Source organism: Telluria sp. ZB4P36 (genome assembly GCF_059685865.1).
The window spans coordinates 374,783-386,910 of sequence record NZ_JCASIE010000002.1 but is presented as its reverse complement, the minus strand read 5'-3'; the positions used below and the strand labels follow the sequence as shown (position 1 = coordinate 386,910).

Genomic DNA, 12,128 nt, shown 5'->3' with positions numbered 1-12,128 from the left:
GGCATCGAGGCGCTGTTCGGATGACCCTGCACCACTACGACGGAGGCTCGCCTCAAGACCTTAAAACTGCTCGTCGGGCCGCAGGTAACGCCACTGCCCCGGCGGCAGATCCCCCAGCTTGACCTTGCCGATCCGCACCCGCTTCAGGCCGAGCACCTTCAGTCCCACCATGTCGCACATGCGGCGGATCTGGCGCTTGCGGCCTTCCTTCAGCGTGAAGCTGAGCTGGTCCTCGTTCTGCCAGCGCACCTTGGCCGGCAGCAGGGGTTTGCCGTCCATCCACAGGCCGTGGTTGAGCTTCCTGAGCTCCGTGTCCGGCAGCGTGCCCGGCTTGGTGTACTCCACCCGCACCAGGTATTCCTTCTCGATCGCCGTGTTCTCGCCGATCAGCTGCTTGGCGATGCGGCCGTCCTGGGTCAGCACCAGCAGGCCCACCGAGTCGATGTCGAGGCGGCCGGCCGGCACCAGGCTGCGCAGCTGGGTCGGGTGGAACTGCTCGGGCGAGGGATCGTCCGGCCAGCGGTTCTCCGGCTTGACCAGCACCACGGCCGGCTTATAGCCGTCCTCGGCCTGGCCGCTGACGTAGCCCACCGGCTTGTTGATCAGGACGGTCACGCGCTTGGACTGCTCGGCCGCGGCCTGGCGCTCGACCGTGATCTTCTGGTGCGGCAGCACCTTGCTGCCCAGCTCCGAGACGACCTTGCCGTCCACCCGCACCCAGCCCTTGGCGATCCAGTCATCGGCTTCGCGGCGCGAGGACAGGCCGAGTTCGGACATACGTTTGGAGAGGCGGACAGGTTCGGTCATCGGGAATACAAAAAAAGTGGTTAAATCTTGAGGGCGTCCAGCAGGTCGGTCTCGAGCTGCACCTGGCTGCGCGGGTTGTTCAGTGCGGCGCCGTCGATCAGGAACACGTCCTCGACGCGCTCGCCCAGGGTCATGACCTTGGCGGTGTGCAGGTTGATGCGGTAGCGCGTCAGCACGCTGGCGATCGCATACAGCAGGCCGGGGCGGTCGTTGGCGGCCACCGACAGCACGTGGAATTGGCCGCGTTCGTCCGGCCGCAGGTCGACGCTCGGGGTCACCGGGAAGGTGCGCGACAGGCGCGACAGGCGGCCGCGTGTCGGCGGCGGCAGGGCTTCCTGCTCGAGCAGCAGGGCGCACAGCTCGTGCTCGATCAGGCTGATGATGTCGCGGTAGCTGCCGGCGAAGTTTTCGTCGGTGACGAGGAAGGAGTCGAGCGCGTAGCCGTGGCGCGTGGTGTGGATCTTGGCGTCGAGGATGCTGAAGTTCTTGCGGTCGAAGTAGCTGCAGATGCGCGCGAACAGGTCGGGCTGGTCCTGGAGGTAGACCGCCACCTGCAGGCCTTCGCCGATCGGCGCCAGGCGCGCCCTGACCACCGGCTTGACGCTGTCGACCTTGTCGTGCAGGGCGCGGGTCTGCCAGGCGATGTCGGAGGCGTCGTGGCGCAGGAAGTAGACCACGTCGAGCTGCTTCCACAGCGCTTCGTGGGCGTCGGCGCCCAGGCCATACAGGCGCAGGGTGGCCAGCGCTTCCTTCTGGCGCGCGCGCAGTTCACGGTCGGCGCTGTGCGGTTCGCCGCCCAGCACGCGCAGGGTGATCTTGTACAGGTCTTCCAGTAGCTTGGCTTTCCAGGCATTCCAGACCTTGGGGCTGGTGCCGCGGATGTCGGCCACGGTGAGCAGGTACAGCGCGGTCAGGTGACGCTCGTCCTTGACCGTGGCGGCAAAGGCCGCAATGACGTCCGGATCGGACAGGTCCTGCTTCTGGGCCACGGTCGACATGGTCAGGTGCTGCTGGACCAGGAATACCACCAGCCCCGTGTCTTCGTCGGACAGCCCGTGGCCGCGGCAGAAGTCTTCCGCGTCCGCCATCCCGAGTTCGGAATGGTCGCCGCCGCGGCCCTTGGCGATGTCGTGGAACAGGGCGGCCACGTACAGCAGCCAGCGGTCGCGGAAGTTCGCGATCAGCTGGCTGCAGAAGGGGTATTCGTGGGCGTGCTCGGGCATCGTGAAGCGGCGCAGGTTCCGCACCACCATCATGATGTGCTGGTCCACCGTGTAGACGTGGAACAGGTCGTGCTGCATCTGGCCGGTGATGCCGCGGAAGGCCGGCAGGTAGCGTCCCAGCACGCCCATGTCGTTCATGCGGCGCAGCGCGTGCAGCAGGCCGCTGGGCGCCTTCAGGATGCGCAGGAACAGAGCCTTGTTGGCCGGATTGGCGCGGTAGGCTTCGTCGATCAGGTTCCGCGCATGCCACAGGGCGCGCATGGTGCGCGCCGTCATGCCCTTGATGTCGGGGCGCTCGGTCATGGCCACGAAGATCCCGAGCACGGTCGAGGGGAAGCGCTCGAAGGTGTCGTCGTGGGCGATGTCGATGAAGCCGTTGACCTCGTTGAAATGCGCGTTGAAGTCGCCGCCGATCGCCACCTTCGCCGCCGGACGCGGGAACAGCTGGGCCTCGATATTCTGCAGCATGATGGTGTTCATCTGGGTAACCACCTTGGCCGCCCAGTAGTAGCGCTGCATCAGGAATTCGCTGGCACGGCGGCCGTCGGCGTTCTCCAGGCCGAAGGTCTTGGCGATCGCGGTCTGGACGTCGAACACCAGGCGGTCTTCGCGCCGCTTGGTCTGCAGGTGCAGGCGCACACGGATGTCCTTGAAGGCGTATTCCTTCTCCATCAGCTGGCGCGCCTCGGCGCGGGTGATCAGCTTGGCGCGCGCCATCTGGCTCCAGGATTCGGCCAGGCCGGCCGCCTTGGCCACCCACATGATCACCTGCAGGTCGCGCAGCGCGCCCGGGCTTTCCTTGACGTTGGGTTCGAGGGCGAAGGCCGTGTATTCGTACTTGGCGTGGCGCAGCCGCATCTCGGCGGTCTTGGCCTGGAAAAAGGCTTGCGGGTCGAGGGCGGCGCGGTAACGCCTGCGCAGCTCGTCGAACAGGGCGCCGTCGCCGGTGACCAGGCGCGCTTCCAGCAGGCTGGTCTGGACCGTGATGTCGGCACGCGATTCGACCAGGCACTCGTCGACGGTGCGGATGCTGTGGCCGATCTCCAGGCCCAGGTCCCAGAACAGCTGGACCAGGGATTCCAATTTGGCCTGGGTGAGGGCGTCGGCCGGCTGGCCGAGCAAGACCAGCAGGTCGACGTCGGAATAGGGGAAGAGTTCGCCGCGGCCGTAGCCGCCCACGCCCACCAGCGCGGTGTGGGCCGGCAGGCCGGCGGCATTCCAGGCATCGGTCAGGATGCCGTCGACGCAGGTGCGCAGGCCGCGCAGCAGCTTCTCCGGCTTGCCGTCCTGGTGGAAGGCGTCGATCAGGGCCTGGCGCTCGGCCTTGAGCCGTTGGCGCAGTTCGCTGCGCGAGCTGTCGAGGAGCGCGGGCTGGCCCATGTCGTCGTCCTCAGGCCGGCACCGCGGCGCCCTGGTTCAGCAGCGGCAGCACGATGGCTGGGGGCGGCGGGCTGCCGGCCGACATGGTCAGCACTTCGACGCCGGTTTCCGTGACCAGCACCGTGTGCTCCCACTGCGCCGACAGGCTGCGGTCCTTGGTCTTGATGGTCCAGCCGTCCGGCATCTCGCGGATCTCGCGGCGGCCGGCGTTGATCATCGGCTCGATGGTGAAGATCATGCCGGGCACCAGCTCTTCGCCGGTGCCCGGGCGGCCGTAATGGAGTACCTGCGGCTCTTCGTGGAACACGCGGCCGACGCCGTGGCCGCAGAACTCGCGCACCACGCTGTAGCCGTGCTTCTCGGCGTGCTGCTGGATCGCGTGGCCGATGTCGCCCAGGCGGTTGCCCGGCTTGACCTTGGCGATGCCCAGCCACATGCATTCGAAGGTGACTTCCGACAGGCGCTTGGCCAGGATCGTGGGCTCGCCGACCAGGAACATGCGGCTGTTATCGCCGTGGAAGCCTTCCTTGGTGATCGGGGTGATGTCGATGTTGAGCGCGTCGCCGCTCTTGAGCACGCGGTCGCCCGGGATGCCGTGGCAGATCACGTCGTTGACCGAGGCGCAGATCGAGCCGGGGAACGGCGGGTAGCCCGGCGGCGCGTAGTTCAGCGTGGCCGGCACCGTGCCCTGCACATTGATCATGTAGTCCTTGGCCAGGCGGTCGAGTTCGCCGGTGGTGACGCCCGGCTTGACGAAGGGCGTGATGTAGTCGAGCACTTCCGAGCCGAGCCGGCAGGCGACGCGCATGCCTTCGATTTCTTCCGGGGTCTTGGGGGTGGAGGCCATAGAATCCTGATCCTGCGAATAATGGTTGGCCCGGGTGCCGGGCGATATTGCATCATTATAAGGGATGGTGACCCCCTTGAAAACAATGTGAAATCCCGCTAGAATCTCGGGTTGCTCGTATTCGCATCGAGCAATGTTGTAAAAACCATCTTTTTTATAGAAATCGCGAACGTGGCCGCCAAAGGGTGCCTGTCAGGAAGCTGACCGAGGTGACTGGCCACGTTCAAGACCCAACCCTGGAGAATTTTATGTCCGTTACTATGCGTGAAATGCTGGAAGCCGGTATCCACTTTGGCCACCAGACCCGTTTCTGGAACCCGAAAATGGCACCGTTCATCTTCGGTCATCGCAACAAGATCCACATCATCAACCTGGAAAAGACCATGGCGATGTACCAGGATGCGATGAAGACCATCAAGCAGATCTCGGCCAACCGCGGCACCATCCTGATGGTCGGCACCAAGCGCCAGGCGCGCGACATCATCGCCGCTGAAGCCCAGCGCGCAGGCGTGCCTTACGTCGACCAGCGCTGGCTGGGCGGCATGCTGACCAACTTCAAGACCATCAAGACCTCGATCAAGCGCCTGAAGGACATGGAAGCCCAGATCGAAGACGGTTCGGTCGAGAAGCTGTCGAAGAAAGAAGCGCTGATGTTCCAGCGTGAAATGGTCAAGCTGCAGAAGTCGATCGGCGGCATCAAGGACCTGGGCGGCGTGCCTGACGCGATCTTCGTCGTCGACGTCGGCTACCACAAGGGCGCCATCACCGAAGCCGGCAAGCTGGGCATCCCGGTCATCGGCGTGGTCGACACCAACCACTCGCCGGAAGGCGTCACCCACGTGATCCCGGGTAACGACGACTCGTCGAAGGCGATCACCCTGTACGCACGCGGCGTCGCCGATGCGATCCTGGAAGGCCGCGCCAACGCCACCAACGACGTCGTTGAGATGGTCAAGGCCGCGGGCGCCGACGATTTCGTCGAAGTTTCCGAGCAGGCATAATTTCGCGGCAGGCGCCAGCCTGCCCGAATAGAAGAGGGGGCGCCGTACCACGAGCCCCCCTTTTTTTAAGCACAAGATTTAGCAATAAGATATCGTGCCCTGTCCTGCGACAGGCACTCTCTGGATCAACATTTAGGAGAAACGACATGGCAGCAATTACCGCAGCGATGGTTGGTGAACTGCGCGCGAAGACCGACGCGCCGATGATGGAATGCAAGAAGGCACTGACGGAAGCCGAAGGCGATCTGGGTCGCGCCGAAGAGATCCTGCGCGTCAAGCTGGGCGGCAAGGCATCGAAGGCCGCTGCCCGCGTGACCGCCGAAGGCGTGGTCGCCGCTTATATCTCCGGCAACGTCGGCGCCCTGGTCGAAGTCAACAGCGAAACCGACTTCGTCGCCAAGAACGACGAATTCCTGGCCATGGTCAACCTGGCAGCCCGCCTGGTCGCCGAGAACAACCCGGCCGACGTCGCCGCCCTGGCAGCCCTGCCGCACGAAGGCAAGACCTTCGACGACGTGCGTACGGCACTGATCGGCAAAATCGGCGAGAATATGACCGTCCGCCGCTTCCAGCGCTTCGAGACCACCGCCAAGCTGGCCTCTTACCTGCACGGCACCCGCATCGGCGTGATGGTCGAGTTCGAAGGCGACGACCAGGTCGGCAAGGATGTGGCCATGCACATCGCTGCCATGAAGCCGGTCGCCCTGTCGGCAGAGCAAGTGCCTGCTGAAATGATCGAAAAAGAGCGTTCGGTTGCCCAGCTGAAAGCCCAGGAAGACGCCGACAAGGCGGCTGCCGAAGGCAAGCAGCCGCAGTCGGCCGAGATCGTCGCAAAGCGTATCGACGGTTCGGTGCAGAAGTACCTGAAGGAAGTCTCGCTGCTGAACCAGGCATTCGTGAAGAACGACAAGCAGTCGATCGAGCAGATGCTGAAGGCCTCGAGCGCCAGCGTGAAGGCATTCACGATGTACGTCGTCGGCGAAGGCATCGAGAAGAAGGTGGACGACTTCGCAGCAGAAGTCGCAGCTCAGATGGCTGCCAACAAGCAGTAATCAACAAAGCGGGCCGAAAGGCCCGTTTTTGCAGGGTGGTGCCGTGTGCGAGCCTTCGCCCGCACCACCCGCCAGCCATCTGTCGTTGCAGATGAGATCGCCTACCAGCGGTCGGACCCGAATTCGAAACACAACATTAGGAGCCGCTTCATCATGACAAAACCAGCCTACCAACGAGTCCTTCTCAAACTGTCTGGCGAAGCGCTGATGGGTGACGACCAGTTCGGCATCAACCGCGCAACCATCGACCGCATGGTGGCCGACGTGGCGGAAGTGGCGAAGCTGGGCGTGCAGGTGGCGATCGTGATCGGCGGCGGCAACATCTTCCGCGGCGTGGCCCCGGGCGCCCAGGGCATGGACCGCGCCACCGCGGACTACATGGGGATGCTGGCCACCGTCATGAACGCCCTGGCCCTGGCCGATTCGATGCGCCATGTGGGCATCACCGCGCGCGTGATGTCGGCGATCAGCATCGAGCAGGTGGTCGAGCCTTACGTCCGCCCGAAGGCCCTGCAATACCTCGAAGAGGGCAAGGTCGTCGTGTTCGCCGCCGGCACCGGCAACCCCTTCTTCACCACCGACACCGCCGCCGCGCTGCGCGGCGCCGAAATCTCGGCCGAGATCGTCCTGAAGGCGACCAAGGTCGACGGCGTCTACACCGCCGACCCCAAGAAAGACCCGTCCGCCACCCGCTACAATTCGATCACCTTCGACGAGGCGATCGCCAAGAACCTGCAGGTGATGGACGCCACCGCCTTTGCACTGTGCCGCGACCAGAAGCTGCCGATCAAGGTCTTCTCCATCACCAAGCCGGGCGCGATGAAAGCCGTGATCATGGGTGAAGACGAAGGTACACTGGTACACGTTTGAATTTAGTTGAACAATTTACAAGAATAGGAGAGCAGCATGTCCCTAGCTGACGTCAAGAAGAATGCCCAGGACCGCATGACCAAGTCGATCGAGACCTTGCGCGCCAACCTGGCCAAGGTCCGTACCGGCCGCGCGCACGCAGGCATCCTCGATTCCGTGATGGTCGAGTACTACGGTTCGCCGGTCCCGCTGTCGCAGGTGGCCAACCTGACCCTGATCGACGCCCGCACCATCGGTGTGGCACCGTTCGAGAAGAAAATGGCGGGCACCATCGAGAAGGCCATCCGCGACTCCGACCTGGGCCTGAACCCGTCGTCGCAGGGCGACACCATCCGCGTGCCGACCCCGCCGCTGACCGAAGAGCGCCGCAAGGAAATGGTCAAGCTGACCAAATCGGAAGGCGAGGACGCCAAGATCGCCGTGCGCAACATCCGCCGCGACGCCAACGAAGCCGTCAAGAAGATGGTCAAGGACAAGACCGCGTCGGAAGACGACGAGCGCCGCTCGTCCGACGAAATCCAGAAGCTGACCGACAAGTTCGTTGCCGAGATCGACAAGCTGCTGGCCGACAAAGAAAAAGACATCATGACCGTGTAAGACCGGGCCTGGGGCATCAAGCCCTGCCCAGGCGGACCGGCCCCGGCATTGCCGCGGCCGGTCCGAGTCCCTTTAAGACCGGCTGTCGTGCATCCATCGATGCCTCAGCCCTGCTGGAAACAATGATGTTCAAAAGTTCGACCACTGTCATTCCCGAAGCGCTGAAGGTCCCGCGCCATATCGCCATCATCATGGATGGCAATGGCCGCTGGGCGACCAAGCGCCTGCTGCCGCGCGTGGCCGGCCACGTCAAGGGCGTGGAGGCGGTGCGCGGCGTCGTCGAGCACTGCATCGAGCGCGGCGTCGAATACCTGACGCTGTTCGCCTTTTCGTCGGAAAATTGGCGCCGTCCGGCCGAGGAAGTCTCGCTGCTGATGCGCCTGTTCGTCACCGCGCTCGAGCGCGAAGTGGCGAAAATGCACGCCAATAACATCCGCCTGAAGGTCGTGGGCGACCTCAGCCGTTTCGATGCCAAGCTGCAGGAAATGATCAGTGCGGCCGAGCGCCGCACCGCCAACAACACCCGCCTGACGGTCAGCGTGTGCGCCAACTATGGCGGCCGCTGGGATATCATGCAGGCAACGAGCAAAATGGTCGCGGCCAATCCCGGCGTGACCGACTACACCGAAGAGATGCTGGCGCCACACCTGGCGATGGCCTATGCGCCCGAGCCCGACCTGTTCATCCGTACCGGCGGCGAGGAACGCATCTCGAACTTCCTGCTCTGGCAACTGGCGTATTCCGAGCTGTACTTCACCAAGACCTTCTGGCCGGATTTCTCGAAATCGTCGCTGGACGAGGCGATCGATTCCTTCCAGCAGCGCGAGCGCCGCTTCGGCCAGACCGGCGACCAGGTCGCGCAGAAATCCACGACCTGAGACCCGACGTACAAGACTGAACATGCTGAAAACCCGGATCCTTACCGCGCTCGCATTACTGGCCGTCCTGCTGCCGGTCCTGTACTTCAACAACTACACGGCCTTCGCGGTGGTCGCCTCGGCTTTCTTCGGGGCGGCGGTCTGGGAATGCTTCCGCCTGTTTAACCCCGGCACCGGCAAGGCCGCGCTGATCGCGGCCTTCTGGACCGCGGCCTTCGTCTACGCCTTCTTCATCTCGCCCAACCCGAACCCCGTGTTCTGGTTCGCGATCAGCGTGCTGGTCTGGGTGCTGCGCTTCCTGCCCTCGCTCAGGTTCGGGCTGCCGGCGCTGAACAGCAGCGCCAACACCTTCCTCAGCCTGACCTATGCGATCGCCGTGGTCGGCTGCTTCGCCGCCATCGTCGAGATGTACCGCCATTCGCCCCTGTACCTGCTGTCGGTGATGGCAATCGTCTGGGCCGCCGACATCTTCGCCTACTTCTCGGGCAAGGCCTTCGGCAAGCGCAAGCTGGCGCCCTCGATCTCCCCGAACAAGTCGTGGGAAGGCGCGATCGGCGGCTGCATCGCCGTGCTGGTGCTGGCCACGCTCAGCATCGTGCTGGGCGGCGAGGCCATGCAGAACACCTTCCCGGTGCGCGTGCAGGCCAGCCTCGGCTGGACTGCGCTGTACCCGGTCCTCATCCTCATCGTCGCGGCCAGCGTGGTCGGCGACCTGTTCGAATCCCAGCTCAAGCGCCGCGCCGGCATGAAGGACAGCAGCAACCTGCTGCCTGGCCACGGCGGGGTACTGGACCGCGTGGACGCGCTCGTCCCGGTCCTGCCACTGGCAGCCCTGATCGGCGCCTGGCTCTAAATGGGCAGCCTCACAAAGGACATACCATGCAGCGCATCACCATCCTGGGCGCCACCGGCTCGATCGGCGCCTCGACCCTCGACGTTCTCGCGCGCCATCCGGACCGCTACCGCGTCCATGCCTTGACGGCCCACGGCCGCGTCGAAGAACTGGCCGACGCCTGCCGCCGCTTCAAGCCGGCGCGCGCCGTGGTCGGCACGGCCGACGCAGCAGGGCGCCTGGAGCAACTGCTGGATGGCCTGGACATCCAGGTCGACCACGGCGAGCAGGCCCTGTGCGAGGTGGTCTCCGGCCCCGATACCGACACCGTGATGGCCGCCATCGTCGGCGCCGCCGGCCTGGCCCCGGCCCTGGCCGCGGCGCGCGCCGGGAAGAAGGTCCTGCTGGCCAACAAGGAAGCCCTGGTCATGTCCGGCCAGCTCTTCATGGACGCGGTGCGCGAGCACCGCGCGACCCTGCTGCCGATCGACAGCGAGCACAATGCGATCTTCCAGTCGCTGCCCGCCGGCTACGCGCGCGACCCGCAGGCCGCCGGCGTGGCGAAGATCCTGCTGACGGCCTCCGGCGGGCCCTTCCTGAACCGTGCCGTCGAGACGCTCGAAGCGGTCACGCCCGACGAAGCCTGCAAGCACCCGAACTGGGTCATGGGCCGCAAGATCTCGGTCGACTCGGCCACCATGATGAACAAGGGCCTGGAAGTGATCGAGGCCCACTGGCTGTTCGGCGCAGCGGCCGACCTGATCGAGGTCGTGATCCACCCGCAGAGCGTGATCCACTCGATGGTGTCGTATACCGACGGCTCGGTGCTGGCCCAGCTGGGCAACCCCGACATGCGCACCCCGATCGCGCACGCGCTGGCCTATCCGGACCGGATCGCCTCGGGCGTGCCCCAGCTCGACCTGACCGACATGGCCGCGCTGCAGTTCTACAAGCCCGACTTCGAGCGCTTCCCTTGCCTCAAGCTCGCTTTTGATGCGCTCAGGGCAGGCGGCACCGCGCCGGCGCTGCTGAATGCCGCCAATGAGGTGGCGGTGCAATCCTTCCTCGACCGCGAGATCGGCTTCCGCGACATCGACCGCGTGATCGCCCGCGTGATGGACGAAGTGCCGCACGGCCCGGCGCCGTCGATCGAGGCGGTGCTGGCCCAGGATGCGCGTGCGCGCGAAGCGGCGCAGCTTGCGATTGCCCGCCTGCGGGGATAAGCCATGAGCCTGCTCTATACCGTGCTGGCCTTCGCGCTGGCCCTCGGTCCCCTGATTGTCCTGCACGAACTCGGGCACTACCTGGTGGCGCGCGCCTGCGGCGTGAAGGTACTGCGCTTCTCGATCGGCATGGGCCGCGTGGTCTGGTCGCGCCGCTTCGGCCCGGACCAGACTGAATGGGCGATCTCGGCCTTGCCGCTGGGCGGCTACGTCAAGATGCTCGACAGCCGCGACCCGGAAACCGCGCCCAAGGACGAATCCGAACTGGCGCGCGAATTCACCCGCCAGAGCGTATGGCGGCGCATCGCCATCGTGGCGGCCGGCCCGCTCGCCAACTTCCTGGTCGCCATCGCCCTGATGGCGGCGCTGTTCATGCACGGCGTCGAAGAGCCTTCGGCGCGCCTGCGCACGGCGCCGCAGGGCACGGCGGCCCAGCTGGCCGGCGTGCGCGGCGGCGACACCGTGGTCGCGGTGAACGGCAACCCGGTGCAGTCATGGGCCGAACTGCGCTGGCAGATCATCGGCGCCACCGTCGACAAGCGCGAGGCCCGTCTCGAACTGCGCGCCCAGGACGGCGGCGGTTATCAGGCGACCATCCCGGCCGAGCGCATCGCCGGGCTCGACGTCGAAGGCGACGTCGCCAAGGCCCTGGGCCTGGACCTGTGGCGCGCCCGCGCCCGCATCGAGAAGGTGCTGCCGGGCGGGGCCGGGGAGCGCGCCGGCCTGCAGGCGGGCGACCTGGTGCTGCGCGCGGACGGCAAGGCGGTCGAGGACGGCATGGCCTTCACCGAGACCATGCGCGCGGCTGCCGGGCGCACCGTAGCGCTGGATGTCGAGCGGGCAGGGCGGGTGCAGTCGCTGACCGTGACGCCGGAGCGCGATGCCGCCAGCGGCCGCGGGGTGGCCAAGGTGCTGCTGTCGCAGCCGGTCGAGATGGTCACCGTCACTTCCGGCCCCTTCGAGGCGATCGCCAAGGGGGCCGAGCGGACCTGGGAAACCAGCACCATGACGCTCAAGATGATCGGCAGGATGATCACGGGGGAGGCGTCGTGGAAGAACGTCACCGGCCCGCTCACGATTGCCGATTATGCGGGGCAGACTGCGCGCATCGGCCTGGCCACCTATTTGCAGTTCATCGCATTTATTAGTATTAGCTTAGGCGTAATGAATTTGTTACCAATTCCGGTTCTGGATGGTGGCCATTTACTGTATTATTCGCTGGAAGTTTTGACCGGGCGTCCCCTGCCTGCGCGTGTCGGAGAGTATGCGCAGCGCTTCGGAGTCGGCCTGCTGTTCATGCTGATGGCGCTCGCCGTCTTCAATGACCTGGTGCGGTTACTCTAGCGGCGCCCAAGCAGGGGCCGCGCACCGGGAAAAGAATATGTATGTTGTCCAATGACTGACCAGAAATCCAGCCA

Annotated in this window: 11 protein-coding genes; 8 read left to right on the top strand and 3 right to left on the bottom strand. The window is 65.2% G+C overall.

Annotation, left to right across the window (positions count from 1 at the left end; genetic code table 11):
• Positions 1-60: 60 nt before the first annotated feature.
• Genes AC56LK_RS04455 through map form a run of 3 tightly spaced genes read right to left on the bottom strand, consistent with a single transcriptional unit; the run spans position 61 to position 4,257 of the window.
• Entirely contained in the window at positions 61-807 is a 747-nt protein-coding gene (locus AC56LK_RS04455) for a pseudouridine synthase (RefSeq protein ID WP_497183359.1), read from the bottom strand.
• Positions 808-827: 20 nt separating this feature from the next.
• The gene (locus tag AC56LK_RS04450; RefSeq protein WP_497183358.1) at positions 828-3,410 is read right to left on the bottom strand and encodes a [protein-PII] uridylyltransferase; all 2,583 of its coding nucleotides are present in this window, start codon (positions 3,408-3,410) and stop codon (positions 828-830) included.
• 10 nt (positions 3,411-3,420) lie between these two features.
• A complete protein-coding gene (gene map, locus AC56LK_RS04445; RefSeq protein ID WP_497183357.1) occupies positions 3,421-4,257 on the bottom strand; it encodes a type I methionyl aminopeptidase in 837 nt (278 codons plus the stop codon).
• A gap of 248 nt (positions 4,258-4,505) precedes the next feature.
• Between map and rpsB the strand changes: the two genes are divergently transcribed.
• The 8 genes from rpsB to rseP all read left to right on the top strand — a co-directional run bounded on the left by rpsB (position 4,506) and on the right by rseP (position 12,054).
• Positions 4,506-5,258 carry a 30S ribosomal protein S2 gene (gene rpsB, locus AC56LK_RS04440; RefSeq protein WP_497183356.1) on the top strand — a complete coding sequence of 251 codons (753 nt, stop codon included), beginning with the start codon at positions 4,506-4,508 and terminating at the stop codon, positions 5,256-5,258.
• Positions 5,259-5,404: 146 nt separating this feature from the next.
• Positions 5,405-6,310 (top strand): translation elongation factor Ts, encoded by a 906-nt coding sequence (tsf, locus tag AC56LK_RS04435; RefSeq protein WP_497183355.1) that lies wholly within the window; start codon positions 5,405-5,407, stop codon positions 6,308-6,310.
• 153 nt (positions 6,311-6,463) lie between these two features.
• Positions 6,464-7,180 (top strand): UMP kinase, encoded by a 717-nt coding sequence (gene pyrH, locus AC56LK_RS04430; protein ID WP_497183354.1) that lies wholly within the window; start codon positions 6,464-6,466, stop codon positions 7,178-7,180.
• Positions 7,181-7,216: 36 nt separating this feature from the next.
• The gene (gene frr / locus AC56LK_RS04425) at positions 7,217-7,777 is read left to right on the top strand and encodes a ribosome recycling factor (protein ID WP_497183353.1); all 561 of its coding nucleotides are present in this window, start codon (positions 7,217-7,219) and stop codon (positions 7,775-7,777) included.
• Between the two features lie 122 nt (positions 7,778-7,899).
• Positions 7,900-8,655 (top strand): polyprenyl diphosphate synthase, encoded by a 756-nt coding sequence (gene uppS / locus AC56LK_RS04420; RefSeq protein ID WP_497183352.1) that lies wholly within the window; start codon positions 7,900-7,902, stop codon positions 8,653-8,655.
• 22 nt (positions 8,656-8,677) lie between these two features.
• The gene (locus AC56LK_RS04415) at positions 8,678-9,508 is read left to right on the top strand and encodes a phosphatidate cytidylyltransferase (RefSeq protein ID WP_497183351.1); all 831 of its coding nucleotides are present in this window, start codon (positions 8,678-8,680) and stop codon (positions 9,506-9,508) included.
• Positions 9,509-9,534: 26 nt separating this feature from the next.
• On the top strand, positions 9,535-10,710 hold the full coding sequence (gene ispC / locus AC56LK_RS04410) for a 1-deoxy-D-xylulose-5-phosphate reductoisomerase (protein ID WP_497183350.1): 1,176 nt from the start codon (positions 9,535-9,537) through the stop codon (positions 10,708-10,710).
• A 3-nt stretch (positions 10,711-10,713) separates the two neighbouring features.
• On the top strand, positions 10,714-12,054 hold the full coding sequence (gene rseP, locus AC56LK_RS04405; RefSeq protein WP_497183349.1) for an RIP metalloprotease RseP: 1,341 nt from the start codon (positions 10,714-10,716) through the stop codon (positions 12,052-12,054).
• Positions 12,055-12,128: the final 74 nt, after the last annotated feature.